This window comes from Paenibacillus sp. FSL K6-2393, from assembly GCF_038002545.1.
In the GTDB taxonomy this organism is placed as follows: domain Bacteria; phylum Bacillota; class Bacilli; order Paenibacillales; family Paenibacillaceae; genus Paenibacillus.
Map to the genome: position 1 here is coordinate 3,807,595 of NZ_JBBOCU010000001.1, position 19,032 is coordinate 3,826,626.

Annotated in this window: 16 protein-coding genes; 3 read left to right on the forward strand and 13 right to left on the reverse strand. The window is 44.6% G+C overall.

The features are described from left to right. From MHI14_RS16755 to MHI14_RS16775, 5 genes are all read right to left on the reverse strand, one after another. On the reverse strand, positions 1-960 hold the full coding sequence (locus MHI14_RS16755; protein ID WP_091016421.1) for an ABC transporter permease: 960 nt from the start codon (positions 958-960) through the stop codon (positions 1-3). 268 nt (positions 961-1,228) lie between these two features. Further along, complete coding sequence (locus tag MHI14_RS16760) at positions 1,229-1,885, reverse strand: hypothetical protein (protein ID WP_341130823.1); 657 nt, start codon at positions 1,883-1,885, stop codon at positions 1,229-1,231. 186 nt (positions 1,886-2,071) lie between these two features. Further along, a complete protein-coding gene (gene murB, locus MHI14_RS16765; protein WP_430982046.1) occupies positions 2,072-2,980 on the reverse strand; it encodes a UDP-N-acetylmuramate dehydrogenase in 909 nt (302 codons plus the stop codon). Positions 2,981-3,216: 236 nt separating this feature from the next. Next, positions 3,217-4,197: an SDR family NAD(P)-dependent oxidoreductase gene (locus tag MHI14_RS16770; RefSeq protein ID WP_249910757.1), complete on the reverse strand. Its 981-nt coding sequence runs from the start codon at positions 4,195-4,197 to the stop codon at positions 3,217-3,219. 170 nt (positions 4,198-4,367) lie between these two features. Continuing rightward, complete coding sequence (locus MHI14_RS16775) at positions 4,368-5,030, reverse strand: hypothetical protein (protein ID WP_249910758.1); 663 nt, start codon at positions 5,028-5,030, stop codon at positions 4,368-4,370. Between the two features lie 163 nt (positions 5,031-5,193). Between MHI14_RS16775 and MHI14_RS16780 the strand changes: the two genes are divergently transcribed. After that, positions 5,194-5,868 (forward strand): class I SAM-dependent methyltransferase, encoded by a 675-nt coding sequence (locus MHI14_RS16780; protein WP_339309361.1) that lies wholly within the window; start codon positions 5,194-5,196, stop codon positions 5,866-5,868. A gap of 69 nt (positions 5,869-5,937) precedes the next feature. Here the strand turns inward: MHI14_RS16780 and MHI14_RS16785 are convergent, their stop codons facing one another. From MHI14_RS16785 to MHI14_RS16805, 5 genes are all read right to left on the reverse strand, one after another. Then, positions 5,938-6,117, reverse strand: a complete 180-nt coding sequence (locus MHI14_RS16785; RefSeq protein ID WP_341130824.1) for a hypothetical protein — start codon at positions 6,115-6,117, stop codon at positions 5,938-5,940. Between the two features lie 233 nt (positions 6,118-6,350). Then, complete coding sequence (locus tag MHI14_RS16790; RefSeq protein ID WP_341130825.1) at positions 6,351-8,402, reverse strand: serine hydrolase domain-containing protein; 2,052 nt, start codon at positions 8,400-8,402, stop codon at positions 6,351-6,353. Between the two features lie 110 nt (positions 8,403-8,512). Further along, positions 8,513-9,811, reverse strand: coding sequence for a GHKL domain-containing protein (locus tag MHI14_RS16795; RefSeq protein ID WP_339309358.1), 1,299 nt, complete (start codon positions 9,809-9,811; stop codon positions 8,513-8,515). A 1-nt stretch (position 9,812) separates the two neighbouring features. Next, on the reverse strand, positions 9,813-10,553 hold the full coding sequence (locus MHI14_RS16800; protein ID WP_105598657.1) for a LytR/AlgR family response regulator transcription factor: 741 nt from the start codon (positions 10,551-10,553) through the stop codon (positions 9,813-9,815). Between the two features lie 197 nt (positions 10,554-10,750). Next, positions 10,751-11,515, reverse strand: a complete 765-nt coding sequence (locus MHI14_RS16805) for a YheC/YheD family protein (RefSeq protein ID WP_105598656.1) — start codon at positions 11,513-11,515, stop codon at positions 10,751-10,753. Positions 11,516-11,715: 200 nt separating this feature from the next. Between MHI14_RS16805 and MHI14_RS16810 the strand changes: the two genes are divergently transcribed. Then, positions 11,716-12,525 (forward strand): DUF6492 family protein, encoded by an 810-nt coding sequence (locus MHI14_RS16810; protein WP_341130826.1) that lies wholly within the window; start codon positions 11,716-11,718, stop codon positions 12,523-12,525. Positions 12,526-12,542: 17 nt separating this feature from the next. Then, positions 12,543-13,916, forward strand: a complete 1,374-nt coding sequence (locus tag MHI14_RS16815; protein ID WP_341130827.1) for a sugar phosphate nucleotidyltransferase — start codon at positions 12,543-12,545, stop codon at positions 13,914-13,916. A 106-nt stretch (positions 13,917-14,022) separates the two neighbouring features. Here the strand turns inward: MHI14_RS16815 and MHI14_RS16820 are convergent, their stop codons facing one another. The 3 genes from MHI14_RS16820 to MHI14_RS16830 form a co-directional block, all read right to left on the reverse strand. Next, positions 14,023-16,842, reverse strand: coding sequence for a glycoside hydrolase family 2 TIM barrel-domain containing protein (locus tag MHI14_RS16820; RefSeq protein ID WP_341130828.1), 2,820 nt, complete (start codon positions 16,840-16,842; stop codon positions 14,023-14,025). A 187-nt stretch (positions 16,843-17,029) separates the two neighbouring features. Continuing rightward, positions 17,030-17,824, reverse strand: coding sequence for an SDR family NAD(P)-dependent oxidoreductase (locus tag MHI14_RS16825; protein ID WP_341130829.1), 795 nt, complete (start codon positions 17,822-17,824; stop codon positions 17,030-17,032). 130 nt (positions 17,825-17,954) lie between these two features. Continuing rightward, complete coding sequence (locus tag MHI14_RS16830) at positions 17,955-18,953, reverse strand: helix-turn-helix domain-containing protein (RefSeq protein ID WP_341130830.1); 999 nt, start codon at positions 18,951-18,953, stop codon at positions 17,955-17,957. Positions 18,954-19,032: the final 79 nt, after the last annotated feature.

Here is a 19,032-nt window from a genome sequence, read left to right on the forward strand (position 1 = left end):
TTACCACAACCCCTCTCCTGATTTTCTCGCTAGCCGATTGAAGACCCAGAGCAGAATAAAGCCAATCACCGACTGAAATAGACCAATCGCTGTTGTTACGCTATATTGCCCTTGCAGGACACCAGAGCGGTATACGTACGTTTCAATGATATCCCCTACCGAGTAGGTCATCGGTGTCAGCAGGTTATAGATCTGATCAAAGCCAAGTTCCAGGAAATTGCCGATATTCAGCAGGAACAGGGTTAAGATCGTCGGGAACAACGCAGGCAATGTAATGTAGATCGTTTGCTTCCAGCGGTTCGCTCCGTCCATCACTGCCGCTTCATATTGCGTGGGATCAATGCCACTTACCGCAGCGAGATATATAATCGTTCCCCACCCTACCTCTTTCCAGATGGAGGACAGGACAACAATAGGTCGGAAATATTGCTCCTGCTGCATATACAGGATCGGCTCGAACCCGAACCATCCACGGACAGCGTTTACAAAACCACCCGAGGCTAGCACCTCAAACACGATCCCCCCGACAACAACCCAGGAGAGAAAATGAGGCAGATAAAACAGACTCTGCAAAAAGCGTTTGGCAAGCATTTTTCTCACTTCGTTGAACAATAGCGCTAGCAGGATGGGAGCAGGAAATCCGATCACCAGTTTGTATAAGGCAATCAGAGCTGTATTCCGAAGCACGTGATAGAAATCCTGATACGTAAAAATAAATTTGAAGTTATCCAGGCCAACCCATGGACTACTCCATATACCTTTCATAATCTGAAAGTTCTGAAATGCAATCACGCTTCCGCCCAGTGGAATGTACTTGAAAATAATATAGAACAAAATGCCGGGCAGGATCATGACATACAACATCCAGTGTTTTCGAATGTTACGCAGATAACTTGGTTTGACGGGTTTGTTGACTGTAACCCCGGGTTGCAACGTTGATGTTTCGGACAGCTCAGCCATACGATCGCGGGCCCCCTTTGACAGAATGATGGTGAATGACGAGCAGGCTCCTCTGTTCACATGTTAAGGGAGAGCGGGGTCAGCAACAATCGTTCAATCAGCCATAGCATGAGCCAATCGCTTGCGTGACGCGGGTTTGCAGGATCGGTTCATTCACTGGCGGAATGGTTGGTACTACATTGGCAACAAAAAAAAGCCGCCAAGGGCGACCTCTGAAGCGATTATGGTGTTGTTTACTTTTCACTTTATGTCCTTAATAGTCCATATCTCATTTCCCCAGAGTTAACGATCCGCTGTCATTGGCATCTTTAATTTGTTCATGGGTAATGAGTTTCCCTTCTTCGTTAAATCCCTTAATAATATATGGGATAGCCGCTGACGGAGGAAGGAAAACATACCAGATTAGATGTCCATGACTCACCTCAACCAGTTTCGCTTCGGTCTCAATCACTTTTCCACCTTCCTCAGTCTCTACATATAAACGTTTAATGGATGAATCTTTAATATTACCAAATAACATCGGAAACGGTGCCGATACTTTTTCCAACTTCGGTATGCTCATATAATGCAACGCATACTTGGATTCATCTGATTCATTAATGGAATATCCTCCACCCCATACCCATTTCCATCCGAAAATGTTCTTGCGGGTATACTCCATCTGAAGATTACTGTTGTTTTCCCGATCCTTTTTTTGTGTGAACAAAATCATGCCACCGTTTACAGCCTCCTGATGAATGAATTGGGAGGTATAAAACTCACCTCTAAATTCCTGAACTGCCCTCTCAGGACTGTTCGCTATAGGAATATGTATAGGTTCACTTAATCCCCAAACCTTGGATATCCGTTGATCGGCTAGCCCGCCAGCACGTTCATTCATATACATATATGCCAAGATTGACAGGGGCGATAGTAAAATTACCATTGCAGTGATTAGCAGAATTCTCCTGTTACGCTTGAACATCTCCATGTACACTCCTTATGATAACGATGAAATATTAAATACAATCACTCTGATATTACCATAATTAGCATGTGAGTTCTTGTTTGAGTATAATTCGTACAATTAAAAAAGGCCGCCAAGGGCGACCTTTCAAGTCATTCATCGAAGCTATTCTCCCAGAAAGATTACTTCGGTTTCCAATTCAACTTGGAACGTATCATATACTTTCTGCTGAATAAATTGGATCAGATCCATATAATCCTGGGCAGTGGCGTGATCCACATTTACGATAAAACCTGCATGCTTCATGGAAATTTCAGCGCCTCCGATGCGCGTGCCCTGCAAGTTACAATCCTGAATCAGTTTACCGGCAAAATGCCCTTCGGGTCGTTTAAATACACTTCCACAAGAAGGGAACTCAAGCGGCTGCTTGGATTCTCTCAGGAACGTTAATTCCTTCATTTTGCTCGCAATATCTTCCTTGTTTCCTTTTTTGAGCCCGAATTCGGCCTCCAGTATGATATAGTGATCCATCTTGAAGAGACTATTTCGATAACCAAACTTCATCTCTTCTCGCGGGATCTCCAACACCGCGCCATCTTTGGTGATCACAGTTGCACGTTCAACAACATCTGCGATCTGACCGCCATAAGCACCGGCATTCATGTAAAGTGCGCCCCCCGTGCTGCCGGGAATACCACAAGCAAACTCCAAACCGGTCAAGCTATGCTCCAAAGCAAGTCTGGATACATCAATGATATCAACGCCGCTTTGCGCAATCATGCTGTCCTCACTCACTTTAATTTGATTGAAGTGGCTAAGAGAAATCGTTACTCCCCGGATGCCCCCGTCTTTAATAATGACGTTTGAGCCTTTTCCAATGACCGTCAGAGGTAACTGATGTAAGTTGGCAATTTCCACGATTTTAGTGATTTCGTCTATCGTTGTTGGATGGATGAGAATATCTGCGTTGCCACCTATTTTAATAAACGTGTGATTTTTTAGCGGTTCATTGAATTTCACTTTTTCCAAAGGTATCTGATGCTCAAAAATATTCATGATTTTCTCTCCCTGAATTCATAAAGAAATGATTGCACCATCGCGAAAATGAGATGCTCCTTCTTTATTATATGCTAAATAGGAGATTTTGTTTGAAATTATGTTGTTTTCATTATAATTAATCGCATTCTCTTTAGATTTTGAAATTTTCCGTAAGTTCCTGAAGACGTTATGCCATGCGGGCCAGATAAGAAGAAGATGAGCTGATCTCCTGCATGGAAGCAAGCTGTTGCTCTGTTGCCGCAACTACATGATTATGAGAGTTCTATGTCTGTTTGAGTCAGCTTGACCGATAGATCCCATAAACGAAGAGCTTGCTCAGGGTCGATAGCATACTTCTTGACCCCATAGAAACCTCCATCCTCTGGAGCCAATTCACTGATGTCACAATCCTCACAGTAGACACCGCCTTTTCCCTCAAGCTGAGGTGAAGTTGCTGCCCAGACTTGCGTCGCTGCCCCCTGCTCAGGTGTTTTGAAAGCAGGATTGGCCACTTGTCCAGATTCATCAATCCAGCCCAGAGCAATCATTTCCTCTTTTGGCATATGACGCTGTAGTGGTGTCATAATTCCGCCTGGATGAACTGAGAAAGCCCGTACTCCGTGCTCTGCACCTCGACGATCCAGCTCAACGCTGAATAAAATCGTTGCTGTTTTGGACTGTCCATAGGCAGGGAATTTCTCATAGCCATGTTCAAATTGGATGTCATCCCAACGAATCGGTGAGAAATGATGTCCCGCTGATGCCAAGGAAACAACACGTGCTCCCCCCTGACTTGCCAGTGCTGGCCATAACAGATTAGTCAGGGCAAAGTGGCCCAGATGATTGGTTGCAAATTGTGCTTCCCAGCCAGGACCAACCCGCGTCTCCGGGCAAGCCATGATGCCCGCATTAAGAATCAGCATGTCAATGTTCCGATCACTCGCCAGAAATCGCTCGGCAAAAGTACGAACGCTGGATAAATCAGCGAGGTCCAATGCATCTATTTCAACACCTTCCAGACCAGAAAGTGCTTCCTTCGCAACCGCTGGACGACGTGCAGTCACCACTACACGGGCCCCCGCATTAACAAGCGCACGTGTCGTCTCCAACCCGAGACCCGAATATCCACCCGTTACAATAGCAAGCTGTCCTGACAAGTCCAGATCTCTCAATACATCCTCCGCTGTACTGTTATGATTGAAGCCAGAGTCCATTTTATGTTGTAAAGTTCTAATATTATTTTCCTGTGTCATTCTATTCATCTCCTTGGCAATATTTCTTCTTCTTCAAAGTCTACACCCTAGAGCGTACTCTAAGTCAAATGGAAGTGAATACATCACCTCGCAACTTCTCCGTGCAATCTGCAAAAGTAAAAAAAGCCGCCAGTTGGCGACTTTCGTTGAAAAGATTATGGTCATCTAAGTTACGAATCACCCTGAACGGTGGATAACGAAACAAGGACCGGGCTGGCGAAATCAGAAGCCTCTTCTCCTTTTGGATTATGAAGACGGAATAGAAATGCATCCCCTTCTTCTGATTTCCAGACCATATAATCGCTAATGCCTTTTTCACCAGAGGCCTGAAGATAGAGCTCGGCATAACCAAGCGGGTGTTCTACCAGTTCTCCACTATAATCGGATACCTTACCGGCTTTTTCTAATTCTTCTTTACCCGCTGTCTCCAGTTCTGCCAGATTATACTCCGAAGGCAGTGGTTCAATATCCACATAATAGTCAGCGTTACTAGTCAGTGACAGACGGCCTTGAGCAGCATCAAATGTGAATTTCTCAAATACGTACAAGGAAAATCCTTCTCCTTGTTGCAAGGTCGCTTCTAGTGATTGATTGCCATCTGCGGTCAACATTTCAAAACTTTCGGACTGTGGGCGCTCTGTTTCATTCGCTTCTTCTGTTCCATCTGTTTCAGATGGTTGTTCATTTCCTGTTGAAGGTGCTGGAGCAGATTCACCTACTGGCATTGATGGTTGAGGGCTAGGCAAAGGTCCATTACTACCAGAGCAAGCTGCAAGTGTTAGAACTATAACGATTAACGAGATACTCATCATAATAGAACGTGGTTGAAACATCAGGTTCATTCCTCCCTGTCTATATTCTGCGCTTACATGTTATTACCCATGGCAGAGACTCGGAACCCATAGGTCCAACCTATGAGTTTATCCATAATCAGTATTTCCCTTGATCCCTTCCAGTTTGTAAAATATGGAGAAAACCTCAAGGAGTGATGAGCACATGGAATTCTCAGTAAAGCAGCTGTTTGATAAGGTAGCCCAAGATTATGATGTGCAGCGAAAGCAGCTTATCCCTTGTTTTGATGATTTTTATGGAATGGCCCTGGATCTAATGGAAAGCCCGCTCGATTCTCCACGTATTCTTGATCTGGGTGCAGGAACGGGACTGCTCTCCGGATTGGTCCTGCAAAAGTATCCCAACGCGCGATTAACCCTGATCGATATTAGTGATCAAATGCTTGAAGCAGCACGTCGAAGATTTGCTGATGCAAACCAAGTACAGTATGTGATCGGGGATTACTCCAAGTACGATTTCACCAGTTCCTACGATATGATTATTTCCTCCCTGTCTATTCACCATCTGACCCACGCTGACAAGAAAAAGGTGTTTGAAACTGTACATAGGCTGTTAGAACCAGGTGGATGCTTCATCAACGCAGATCAGGTTCAGGGAAGAACCCTCGATACGGACACCTATTACCGCCAGCGCTGGTTAGAATCGATTCATCAAAGTGGTTTGTCTAAGGAAGCCATCTCGGCTTCGATCGAAAGACGCAAGGTGGATATCAATGCCACACTGGAGGATCAATTGATGTGGTTGGAGGAAGCGGGGTTTCGTGTGGCAGATTGCATGTACAAATACTTGGACTTTGCAGTGTTTTATGCGCAAAAATAAAAAAAGACCGGATTATGAGCAAGTTATGCCTTGATCCGGTCTTCATACATATTTTTCATTCTGAATCACTTATTTCAGCGATGCTGGCAGCTTAACGCCGAGAAGTTTGCCTTCGGCTTGGATGATGATCATTCCGTTTGTCTTCAATGTCGTGTTATGCAAATCTCCCCCGGTAGCGACTCGTAAAGCTGGCTGACCCGTCATCATGTTGAGGGCAAGCAGGGTGCCGTTACGTTGCGCTCGATACATTCCTTTACCGTAAACATCAATCTGAGAAACCGGGGCATCACCATGCCACTGAACCTCCTGACCATTAGCCAGCTTAATGCCTTATAAACATAACGTGTGGTGGGGCCAAACAGTTACCAGATTGTTAAATTATTCTAAAAAAATCAAAAAAAAGCCGCCATAAGGCGACTTTCTGAATACGACATTATTTATATGACAAGTTATGAATGTGATTTTGTAACGCAGTCCCTGCTTTACTTTAATTCAATCTGGAATACATCACCGGCATCCCCACCAAAAACGATAAAACCACTTTTCGGAAGCTTCGTCGATTCCTGATTGGTTGCTACAGAGAAGTCAACCATTTCCCCTTTATCATTATACACTGCGTAACCTCCGGTCTTCGGAGAATCCACCGTGATGGATTTGTTACTCGATCTGGCGTCGATCGCATACCACCGGGCTTGACCGTTTGCCGGAATAGTTGTAATTCCTTTTTTCCCACCAAAGATTGGAGTAATCGCATCCTCGGCAATGTATTCTTGCCCATCCTGGATCAAAATCTCGGCGCCATTCTTCGTGTAAAATTGCAGATCAAACGCGTCTCTTCCGTTCATCACAGGAATCTGGGCGATATTCTCTGCGTTGTTTGCATCCATGATTTGCGTGCCATTAGCATAGCCATTTTTGGCATCAACAGACAGGTTCTTGATCAGCATCGATGGAAGCAGATAAAAGATCGACGTTATTTTTTCATCCAGTGCATAATACTTCGAGCCGTCACGAGCTGTCCATTTCTCTTTCGTTGCTGCGTCAAGCGCATTATGATCCAGTTTTTGATAATCATACGTGTTCATTGCCGTTTGACCTATGCCGGGTAACGTAATCATACCCTGAACTTTAACATATACCTTGTCATTACGTTCCTTCACAAAACTAGCTTTCACACTGCCATCCGCACTTGTAAAATGTTCGTCGCCTGTGTACACATAGTTCTGCTCAGGAATAATTCCTCCCAGCAAAGCAGGCAGTTGCATCTCACCATCCTTAATCGCTATATCCAATGTCTCTCCTACCGTACCATAGAGACCGGAGTACGAATTTAATTCTGTTGGCATCTTCACTTTGACAGGTGGTGAGAATTTCTGATCAGGCTGAACATCGTCGATGATGCCCTGATCCTCGAGAACGTCCAGCAGCACTTTGCTGGCAAACATCTGATTGTAGACGGAAGATCCGCCAGATGATAGAACCGCCATTGAAATATCATGTTCGGGTATAGTGATTAACACGGCGTGGTACAACATGGTATCCCCGCCTTTGGCAAGCGCGGTAATCCCATAATCACTGAAAGGTGCAAGGTCAACCGAATCCCACCCCAAGCCATAATTGATCGTATTTTGCTCATCAGATACCCATATGCCATTACGATATTCATGAGATTGCATAGCCTTCACAGCAGATTCGGACAGAATATCCGGTCTGTTCCCCATTAAAACCTCTCCGAATTGACTCAATTCTTCTGCGGTAGAGTACACTCCGCCTGTGCCGATAATGTTTGCATTTTCGGTAGGCATCTTCATCTCAAGTGTAGGCCAATAGGTTTCGGATAATTGCGCTCTGTCAAAGGAATCTAGTGGTGTCTTCGTTGATTCCAACTTCAACGGCTCACTGATGTACTTGGCGATATATTCGCTGTAGCTTAATCCACTCACCCGTTCAACCAGGATTTCAAGCAATTGAAAACCGTCATTGGCGTAGACGGAATATTCGCCAGGTTTGGATTTCAGTTTTTCGGACTGAAGTTTAAGCAATAACTCATCATGATTGCGGGTGTCATTATCGTCAAACAACATGCTGTTTCCATAATGTGTACCGTAAAGACCGGATGAATGATTCATCAACATGCGCGGTGTGATTTGAGTATAGCGCGCATCTGCCATTTTAAAGTCCTTGATATACGAAGTAAGCGGCTCATCCAGATCTACTTTACCGGAATCGACAAGCTTCATGGCGGCTGCCGTAACAACCATTTTGCTAACCGAGCCTATGCCATACATGCTATCCTTGTCTACTGGCTTCTGTGATGCCTTATCGTGCAGTCCTACACTATCTGATAAAATGTATTCTCCTTCATCCATGATCGCATATTGCACACTGGTGACACCGTACGTTTGCACCATCTCCTTGGCGATCTGCTCCGCCCGTGCCTCAATCGTTGTACTGTTATTCGCCTCTGCGCTGACATCTGCCAGCGGTGTAATTACAAGCACCGCTGTACATAAAAGACTAATTAATTTTTTCATCCCATGTCCTCCCTCAAATGTTCTTATGAATGAATTCATCATATCCGGGAAGAGACTGTTCGAACGTAAACGGACCCTGAATGGAAAAAAACAACCCCTGAACGGCAGGTTCAGGGATTGTCGGTGTGGAACGGAAGCACGACCATGTTGTTAAACTTCCGATGCTGTTGCTCTATACTCATATGTCCACCATATTTCTCGCACATTCTCGATATATTGGTTAGACCGATTCCATGGTACTCCGGATTAGGCTTTTCACTTTTCAAGTCAACTATCGGCTGCTCCACATGATTCATAATCTGGATGACAAGTGCAGATGATGTGGAGTGAATGGCAATGAGGATATATCGATCCTCGGCCTGTCTAACCTTCTTGGAGGCTTCAATTGCGTTATCAAGCATGTTACCCAGCACCACACACAGATCATATCGATCGATCTGGATATGTTGCGAGTGGAGCTGGATTTTGGTGTCAATTTTGATCCCGTTTGCCTGCCCCATAGCCAAGGTATTTGTAACGAGTGCATCAATGACCAGATTGCCGGAGTTCACCCGCTGATACGCACCTTCAATGGTATTTAATGTAGACTTGATATGGTCACCTGCCGCCGCCAGTTCGTTACGTTGGATACATTCATCAATATACAGAAACTGCTGATTGATATCATGGATGATGGATTTAATGTTTTTGAAACTGTGAACGGTCTTCTCATAGTTGGCATCCTGGTAGTCCATCTGACGCTGTAACTGGGTGTTTTCATGCGCAAGCTGTACCTTTTCCACCATATTATCGAATACATATACAATGAACACGTTGAGAAATAGAGAGCCTAGTACAGAAAAGACGTAGAATATGTTTTTTTCACTATATATGGAGGCCACATTGATCTGATAGATTGTAATAATGGGTACGATAAGAAACAGCAAATAATAACGATAATGCACGGCAAAACTTCTGCGTTTAGCCACTAAACGCACAATTTGAATAACAATGAACATCATACTGCAACCAACCAGCATCACCTTGGAGAGAATCCAGTGGTTTTCTCCGTTGAACTGTTCCCATGAAATGAATTCTGTGGATTCCAAAACTCCGAGAATATATACAGCTATCGTATTTGCCATTGTAATCAGAACCGCATACAGGATGGTAAAAACAAGCTTGATTTTGAACTCCACTTCATAGGATTGTGCCAGACTGAAGATTAATAACAGAGCAACAGCAGTAGAAACGATGTCAGAGAAGGAAGAAACCAAATAAAAATAATCCAATAAGATAAAAACGATGAAATAGATCGCTCTGCGCGGCTTTCGCCTGGACTTGCCCAACACAGAATCAAAATAAAAATTCGCCTGAAATGCCATAAGTAAGGTCACAAAGATGATGGAAAAGATCATATAGCTATCCATATCACTGAATCCTCATGATCATATATTTGGTGTAGGCATCCTTGATTTCTTTTACCTTGGATCGACCTATGGGCAGTTCCGTTCCATTCAACATAACGACTTGAGTGCCGGAAAACTTCTGAACATGCATCAGGTTGATAATAATCGAGCGATGAATCTGTAAGAAACCATGGTCTTTCAAACCAGTAGCATAGCTGGATAAAATGCCTTTGGTCTCATGTACATTTTCCTGTGTCACAAAATTCAACTTGTTCTTGATTGTTAAACTTTTGACGACCTCAATCCAGAGAATATCATCATATTTCAGCAGCAGTTCATCATAGTCTGATTTGATTAGTACATACTTTTTGTCCAATGCCTGAAAATATTGACACAGCTTAATCATCTTTTCCTCGAAAACTTGCGGCTGGATTGGCTTGATCAGATATTGAAAGGTGATGACATCAAAGCTCTCCACCATATATTCCGGGTAACTGGTCAGAAACATAATCTGTACATCCAGAAACTTCATGTTTCTGATCTCTTTAGCGGTCTGAATCCCGTTCATTCCGCCCATCTCCACATCCAAGATGAGAATATTGAATGTGTCCCCAACCTCTCTGTAGTGCGAGAGCAGTTGTTCACCAGATGTGAATAGGCTAATTTGAAAATCAAAATTGGTTTTTAGAGATAAGGAGACCAGCATCGTTTTCACACGTTCTCGTTGCTGCTCCTCATCATCACAGATTGCAATATTGAACATGGGGAACATCCGCCTTTCATCGACATCGACTCTGAATTTCACTCTCGAATATACTATTTTAGCATAGGTTTCGGAGTCGAATTGGGATGAAATGCAATATTCCGACCCTAAAACGCAGATCAACAAAAAAAGTCGCCACATTGGCGACTCTTGAGCTTGAAACCTTCTCCAGCGAGACCTATGAAAAGTCCGGTCTGTTATTCTGTTTTTTTGGGCATAGCATGGCGGTAATATCGTATTACCTTGCGATACATCGTCTTGTCCTTTAATTGATTGAATATATATGGGTCAGGTTTGACATTCACTTCAATAATCCAGGGTTTCAGACTGTGGTCAAGGCCGATATCTACACCAATTTGCTTTAGATACGGGTACTTTTTTTTCATATGACGAGCTATGCGCAGGCTAAGCTCATTCATCTCATGAACCAGTTCATTCCTGCGTTTTGTTGATGCATGTGATTGTAATAGCTTGTGAATATCCATCGGTGTACCACCACTATGATAATTGGTTACGATTTTCTTTGGATGACCCAGTCGGCCGATGATTCCGGTCGCTTCCCAATGTTTGGTCGGGCTTAGCTGTATCATGACTCGGATGTCAAAACGTCTGTTATTGTGCTTAAGAAGATGGATTCCTCTCTGTATCAGATAACTTCTTTTATTCACCAAACGAGTCAGACTGTTATAAAACGATTCAAAGCTGTCAAACGTCAGGCGTTTTTGCTCTATCTGATAGACAAAATGTTGATGACTTTCCATCTCGGCCTTAATAACACCCATCCCGAAAGTACCTCTCTCGGGTTTGACATAGACCATTCCATATTTGCTGATCATGGATTTCAGATTCGTTTTATTATATTTCTGTGTGTCGGGTATAAACGGTTTAATTAATTCATTATTAATGATCAATTTTGTTTTTAACCACTTGCTTCTTAACGGCTGCAATTTATCAACTCCCATGCGTAAACTCTCCCTTCAGCAACCGCATCGTAGCCCGCTGTTTGATCAAGATCCTGCATGCATTATATGTATTACCGATAAAGGAGCCCTCAACAAAAGCCCCTATTCGTAAAAATGTATATTTGCACATGCCCTGACCAAAACACTTTTGCACACATACCATATACTGAGTCATCACGATTTGTGCAAGGAGTGAGAAGATGTCCGTCCAGCCTGGAATCCGGTTGAATAATGCACCTAAGATTGATGTTCTTATACCAGCGATCGAGAAAGATTTGGCTACCCTTCCCCTCGTCATTGATAACATTCGCCGTTATGTAAAACATCCCATTGGAAGCATATATATTGTTTCTCCGGTCAGCACCAAAATCAGAAAACTTTGTTCCCTTAAAAACTGCATTTTTGTTAATGAGCGATCCGTCCTGCCTATAACCAAAAACGACATACACTACCAGTCCTCCCGATGGAATCGGTCAGGCTGGTTATATCAGCAGTTGCTCAAAATGAACGGAGATTCCATTGTGAAGGCAAAGTACTTTCTAGTCATGGATGCGGATACCGTACTGATTAAACCTCATTCATTTCTTGTAGAAGGCAAAACAGTATTTTACTGCCGTGACTGGAGCCAGCCGGAATATTTCAATACCTACCGCAAGTTGTTAGGCATGAAAGCTCCGCGCCCCCGCTCTTTTGTCACCCATTATATGCTGTTCGACAAATCAAAACTCGCTGCCTTAAAACAGAAAATTGAAGCGGTTCATAAGCTGCCATGGTACAAAGCGATCATCTCCAATATCAATAAGAAGAAACAGTTTGGTTTCTCCGAGTATGAAACGTATGCCAATTTTATGTATACGAAAAACCCAGGCAGCATGGTCCTTAGAAGTTCCATGAATAAAAGTCTGAATGTGAACGCTTCTTCGTTAAAAGAGCAACAAATCCGTAATCTGGCTCTTAAATACCGTTCTCTTTCCTTTCATAAACGGAAAATCTATAGTAAAGCTCCCTGAGCTTAAGGAGGAAGCCCATGCATATCGTACTGCTGTGCGGCGGCTCTGGCAAAAGGCTCTGGCCTTTATCCAATGAGCTTCGCTCCAAGCTATTCATCGATATACTTCCATCACCCGCTGGAGGTAGGGAATCCATGATCAGCAGAGTATGCCGCCAGCTTGATGGTTCATCCCTAACGGATTCAACGCTCATTATTTCACATCAGGACCAGGCTAATATTACGGCTCGACATACTCAAGGCAAAATACCAGTCATCGGTGAACCTTATAAACGAGGCACTTTTACTGCGGCGGCCTTAGCGACGTTATATCTGCAATCCTTCCGAATGGCCAAAGATGACGATGTGATCTGTATCGCGCCAGCTGATGTGTTCGCAGGTGAAGATTTTTTCAGCAACTTCCAATTACTGCCGGACATATTGAAACATTCTCAAGCCGATATCGCTTTAATTGGGACAAGGCCTACACATGCTTCAGAACAGTATGGTTATATCCTGCCGGGTGGGGAAGAACGTAATGCTTATGCGCCCATAACACAATTTATAGAAAAACCCGAAGCCACCATTGCTGAAACTCTGCTACAACGTGGGGCACTATGGAACTGCGGTGTGTACGCATTCACCGTCGCGTTTATGATTTCCCATATAAAAAAAATGGGGCTGCCGGTTCATTATGATCAATTGTCGTCCCTGTATGAAGCGTTGCCTGAACGCAGTTTTGACAAGCATGTTGCAGAAACGGCGCAGCGGGCCGTAGTCCTGCCTTATAAGGGAGTATGGCAGGATATCGGAAGCTGGGATACGCTGTGCACACAGTTAGATTCCCATGTAATCGGACACGGTGGAATCTCGGGTTCTTCCTCCGATTCCTATATTATTAACGAGCTTCCCTACCCCATCCAAGTCATTGGTGTGCCAGGTATTATCGCTGCCGCAAGTCCGGACGGCATTCTCATTGCCAACAAAAATAATTCAAATGAAATTAAAGCGCAATTGGGTAGTTTGCCACTAAAACCGATGTATGGTGAAGCAACCTGGGGCAGCTATCGTGTCATTGAGAGTTTGGTAGAAGATGAGAATACAACTGTAACCACATTAAACATAACGGTTCTACCGGGCAAACATATCGGATTGAACTTGCACCGGGCAGGATGTAGAGCGGGGACGGTACTTGCAGGCAGTGGTCAATTGCTTATCAACGGACAGGTCATGCAAGTGAGTATGGGCAATCAGTTCGCGATTACCAAGGAGAGTCTCTTTTCTATTCTGGCTGAAACGAGGATGGTGATCCTTGAGGTCCGGATCGGGGTAACAGAGATTAAAGACAACATACTTTTTGAAGAAGAAGATTGGAATGTAATCCTAAAAAGTGCAGGTTCATTTAACGCTTAATGGGAGAATAAACCGATTCAATCTGCGTGTCATATAGCCCCTTCCATTCGCGGAAGGGGCTCATTGGCATAATAAAGGGAAACCTGACACTTCTTCTCCCTATATCTTAGTTAAACAACTTGCGAAGTTCCTCTACTTCCAGACGTGCAACTGGCTGGTAAGCGGAACTTTGTACATAACGCTGGAAGCTGTATAACAACTGTCTGCCCTCCAATGTAGTCATCAGACGCTCCAGATTCAGCGCTCCCATCAGCACTCTCCCCTTCCGGACCCGACACTCCATCAACAGGCCGAGCTTGTGGTTTCGCTCAAAATTGTCAATGGTCTGCACGATCGGATTCAAGTCTTTATCCAACTCATCCAAGATGATCGATGACGACTCGGACACGATGCTCCACCACGGATAAGTTGAGTGCTCCTCTGTGACAAAATGTTCGAAGGCCGGATGGTCCTGTTGAATCAACAAGCCCATTGTGCCCACAGGAACTTCTCTTTTCATATTCTCTGATATGGAACGAAACATAGGATAAGACCAGAAATCGGTGCTATAGAAACCTTGAATCGCATGTTGAATCTGGTCGGGATTTGGGAAAAGCATGATATCCTCTCCCTGCTCTAGCAACACCAGCGCTGCTTCGGAGAGTTCGGTAAAGAGATTTAATCCGGTCAATTCCACGTCCAGTTGGCTCGGGTAGGCCCAAAGGTCATAGGACTTACGGATATCCGTGCCCGGAATGGACAGTCTAAGCTCCACTTTGGTCATATTGGAGACTTCAGGAATGCGAATGCTGAGATCCGCGACATTCACATAATGTTCTCCATGAGTCGCTGGCAGGTCTGCTTTCCCTTCCAATAGGACGCTTCCTTCGATCTGCTCGCTTTGAATTTCCCACTTCAATTGAAGTCCATCCAATGCTTGTCTCCGAAAGTAACTTAGTTCAATGCGTGCTTCGAACAATTCACCCGCTTGATAATTATATTTGGGGAATCTCGCGAGCAGCACAGCGTCGGAACAAAACGTTCTCCACTCCTCCGGTGTAATCATGCCCTTGGAATCCATGAATGCGTCCAGTACACCCACCAGCGCTGTCCCCTGACCACTGAAATCCTGGAGATCCAGCAGTTGGAACCCGGCTAGTTGCTGCGAACGAAAAGCCGCTTCCAGTTCTTCCTTGTAACATGCGACCGCGAGTTTACCAGAGGCACTGAAGTAGGCTTCCGCCAGATGTCCCAGTCCTTTGGCATTCAGACGCTCTCGAAACACTTCGAAATTCTTGGCTTTGAGAGAACCCGTATACTTGTTGATTTCCTCGAAATCAGGAAACGTGGCGTACTGTCCAATTTCATGCGAGATGATCGGGACATGTGAGACGAGTTGTTCCGTCCCGGCTTCGGCTTGCACTGTTTTGGAGCCTGTTCCATATTGAATCTGAATCTCTTTGTTCACCGTTTGCCCAGAAGGATCAGCATCGCTACCTTGCGTCGGCACAATGTTCGAATCGTAATCTTTCAACGTGTTTGGCAAGTCGGTCTGCACGTGACCAAGCGGAGCATCACACATCGCATACGAACCTCTGAACAGGCGCTCTTTGGAGAAACGAACCCCGCAGAAGAATTCACTTTCCTCCAGAATGTCCGGCACAAACTGAAAGTTATTCGAACCTTCGGTGTATAGATGACGATGATCATATGCTTTGTATGCCTTCAGGATTGAATTCAATCTGTCCTTGCTTCCCCATAGTTCATTCCCCATGGACATCATGACAAACGAAGGATGATTACCAAAAGCACGCAGCATGGCAAATCCTTCGCTAATCAAGTAATCCTGCTCGGCTTGATTATGCCCATCCGAAGATTCATCCGTAATGGTTCCCCAGAACGGAAGCTCAGGCTCCATGTAGATGCCGAGCAGATCCGCTGCAATAAAAGCAGCCTCCGGAGGACAACAGGTATGGAAACGGTAGTGATTGATACCGTAGGACTTGGAGATAGCGAGAATACGAACCCATTCATCCACATCTGTTGGCGCGTATCCCGTGAGCGGAAAGATCAGCCCGTCATGTTTGCCTCGAAGAAACGTTTTGCGACCATTAATGGTGAATTTGTCTCCAGCAGCCCGGAATTCCCGTAATCCCGTCCATACTTCGGTGGAATCCAGCACTTCGCCGTCCTGATCTTGCAGATGAATATGAAGTTGGTACAGGTTAGGTTCATCATCACTCCATAACATCGCATCTTCGCCAATCTTGTACGTCAGCTGTATTTCCTGCGAATCCGGGGCGAAAATCTGTTCCTCGGTCGTATACACCGGATCTGCACTGACTGCAACAGCCGAAACCACGATTCGTACTTCTTGCAGGTCACCAACAAGTGCTGCCTTGATCTCGAAAGATCGAGTCGCAAGATCGGGATAGACCTGAACATTATCCAGGAAAACACACTCGAAAAATTGAAGTTCCAATTTCCCGGTGATGCCGTTCCAATTCGTCTGCGTGTCTTCGGATGTAAGGTGACCACCTTTGGTTGGATAATTGGTATTATCCACTCGAATGGTAATTGTATGAGTCCCAGCGGTTAGCCCTGCCTCAATCTCGTAACGGTGAGGTGTGTTCAGACTGTTTTGTGTTCCGCATTCCACCCCATCGATCCAAACTGTGGTTACTCGTGTTCGTTCCAGATGCAAGAAGCAACATTTGCCAGCCAAGTGTTCGGGAATTTCAATCTCTCGTGAAAACCAGGCATAACCCTCAAATAAGTACTCATCCGTCAGCGCACCGATTAACACATTCTCGTTTTTCTTGCCCTTGGTCGCATGAGAGGTAGTATTTGGCAATGTAATAACGTCTGAGAAATTCAGACCACGCTCCACCTTATGCTCATCGAGTTGGAGTTTCCATATGCCTTCCAGATTTATTGCAGCAATCATGATAATGTCCCCTTTTAGATTCATATAATCGATATAAGTAATCGCTTCCAAGATACAGAAACCGTTTTCGAAAAACATACCTGTATTATAAACTCGATTGACGCCCCTCGCATAGATCATTTACAAATAAAAAAGTCGCCAATACTGGCGACTTCTTATGGTTACATATGCTGTATCCTGAACAAATTTAAAATATGGTGGGAACCATGCCTCCGTCCATACGGATGGGAGAGCCTCTAAAAGCTGAAGCATACGGACTGCATACAAAAGCTGCGAGTCTGCCGATTTCACTTGGCTTGATGAATCGCTGCAATTCAGACTGAGGCAGATTGCTCTTCATAAAATCTTTCTCTTTTTCCTCGAAAGTCAGTGACTCATCAGGGTATATGCTCTCAATGATATCACGCACATTCTCGGACAGTGTTGGACCTGGCATGATCGTATTGATCGTAACTTCAGTTCCTGCTGTCAGTTTGGACAAACTTTTGGATAATGACAGCAACATTGATTTGGTCATGCAATATTGGGGCATCTGGCCTGAGGGCATAAGCGCCTCTTCACTTGCGATGAAAATAATACGTCCGTCATTGTTCTTCACCATTTTAGGTAAATAAAATTGGGATAAGCCATTGGCAGCTAGTACATTAATACGGAAATATTTCTCCCATACTTCATCGTTCACGTCTTCATAACTCATGATCTCATATATGCCCATGCTATTCACTAAAATATCAACCTCAGGGAACTTCTCAAATAAAGCTTGTCTTTGCTCCAGATCCACAAGATCAGCCGTGGCCTTTTGCGGAGAGGTCTCCGGAAAAGTAGACTTGATTTCGCGAACGATTCGTTCCACCTCTTCATCATTGCGTCCATTAATCAGAACATGAACACCTTCTCGGGCGAGCTCTATGGCAATTGCTTTACCGATTCCTTTTGTTGATCCTGTAACTAGTGCTGTTTTCTCTTTTAGTCCCATATCCATCCTGCATTTCTCCTTCTTGATTACAACTATCCGGCAGGTGCTTCTTGAACATTGCCAACAGCTTCATGCACCGGATAGATATAATATTACGCAGTCTGAAGGGCCTAGTAACTAGCACTTTGCGCCAGAATTATTGCCTGACACGCCAATTAGAAGGTGTATCCCCTTCCCAGGTCTTGAAAGCACGATAGAACGAATTCTGATCTTCATATCCAACCAGAAATGCCACTTCTTTGATATCGAGCGAAGGATCTGCAAGGTACTCTCGGGCCTGCTCACGTCTGGCCTCTGTTAATAATTGCTTGAAGTTTGTGTTCTCCTCCGTCAGTCGCCGCTGCAAAGTACGATCACTCATGCGAAGCTCTTTGGCGACCGTCTGGATGTCAGGGCGCTTTCCTATGAGGCTGCGTTTCATCATCCATTTGACCACTTCAGTAACGGAACGATTGCTCTCTTGTTCGTCCAGCGACCGATCCAGAGCCGGGGTCAGAATCTCCAGTAACTCCTCGTTATACGATAGAAATGGAAGACTCAGATCTTTTCGCTCCAGCGTCAGCCGATTATGGTTAGAATTCGTATCGACTTGACAGCCGAAGTAAGCCTCAAGGGTGGATAAGTCACCCATCGGTTGGGAGAACTCAACCCGTTTTGCAATCAAAGGCTGAACTGTGCCCCTCCGTCCAAGTTCGATCAGAAATGCCAGCGTAATACCGACCAGTAATGGCGGACCTGGTTGCCCCTTATATAACCATTCGAGTTCAATGATACATTCCTCCCTTGCTTCGGTAATCTGCAAACTCTCGGGAGGACACATTTGCTTGTAACGCACCATGCGATTCAATGCATCACGATAATCACGAGCATGGTACATTGCCAGTACAGGCGGAGGATACTTCGATATTTCATATCCGGTTGCAAGTTTGATGATGCCCTCGGCGGTGTCCCCAATGAGATCAGAGTACGCCTGCCAGATTGCAAAGTATTGAGATTGGGTCACTACAGGTCTATTTATTGTCTCAAGAGATAGTTGTGCTGTGCGAGCGATGTCGTCAGCACCAATCCCTAATTGATGTAATCCAGCCCAAAATCCTGGGTGAACCTTAATTCGATCATTCGGTTGAGGTTGCATGTATACAGACTCCTTTAACTTGTTCCATTTTTAATTCTGATGTCTAATTATAGAACGGATGTATCTATTTTTGAATCTT

Bases quoted from the DNA above. Each gene is read 5' to 3' on its own strand.
- MHI14_RS16755 (WP_091016421.1), bottom strand. From the start codon at position 960: ATGGCTGAGCTGTCCGAAACATCAACGTTGCAACCCGGGGTTACAGTC.
- MHI14_RS16760 (WP_341130823.1), bottom strand. From the start codon at position 1,885: ATGGTAATTTTACTATCGCCCCTGTCAATCTTGGCATATATGTATATG.
- MHI14_RS16770 (WP_249910757.1), bottom strand. From the start codon at position 4,197: ATGACACAGGAAAATAATATTAGAACTTTACAACATAAAATGGACTCT.
- MHI14_RS16775 (WP_249910758.1), bottom strand. From the start codon at position 5,030: ATGTTTCAACCACGTTCTATTATGATGAGTATCTCGTTAATCGTTATA.
- MHI14_RS16780 (WP_339309361.1), top strand. From the start codon at position 5,194: ATGGAATTCTCAGTAAAGCAGCTGTTTGATAAGGTAGCCCAAGATTAT.
- MHI14_RS16785 (WP_341130824.1), bottom strand. From the start codon at position 6,117: ATGTATCGAGCGCAACGTAACGGCACCCTGCTTGCCCTCAACATGATG.
- MHI14_RS16790 (WP_341130825.1), bottom strand. From the start codon at position 8,402: ATGAAAAAATTAATTAGTCTTTTATGTACAGCGGTGCTTGTAATTACA.
- MHI14_RS16795 (WP_339309358.1), bottom strand. From the start codon at position 9,811: ATGGATAGCTATATGATCTTTTCCATCATCTTTGTGACCTTACTTATG.
- MHI14_RS16800 (WP_105598657.1), bottom strand. From the start codon at position 10,553: ATGTTCAATATTGCAATCTGTGATGATGAGGAGCAGCAACGAGAACGT.
- MHI14_RS16805 (WP_105598656.1), bottom strand. From the start codon at position 11,515: ATGGGAGTTGATAAATTGCAGCCGTTAAGAAGCAAGTGGTTAAAAACA.
- MHI14_RS16810 (WP_341130826.1), top strand. From the start codon at position 11,716: ATGTCCGTCCAGCCTGGAATCCGGTTGAATAATGCACCTAAGATTGAT.
- MHI14_RS16815 (WP_341130827.1), top strand. From the start codon at position 12,543: ATGCATATCGTACTGCTGTGCGGCGGCTCTGGCAAAAGGCTCTGGCCT.
- MHI14_RS16820 (WP_341130828.1), bottom strand. From the start codon at position 16,842: ATGATTGCTGCAATAAATCTGGAAGGCATATGGAAACTCCAACTCGAT.
- MHI14_RS16825 (WP_341130829.1), bottom strand. From the start codon at position 17,824: ATGGATATGGGACTAAAAGAGAAAACAGCACTAGTTACAGGATCAACA.
- MHI14_RS16830 (WP_341130830.1), bottom strand. From the start codon at position 18,953: ATGCAACCTCAACCGAATGATCGAATTAAGGTTCACCCAGGATTTTGG.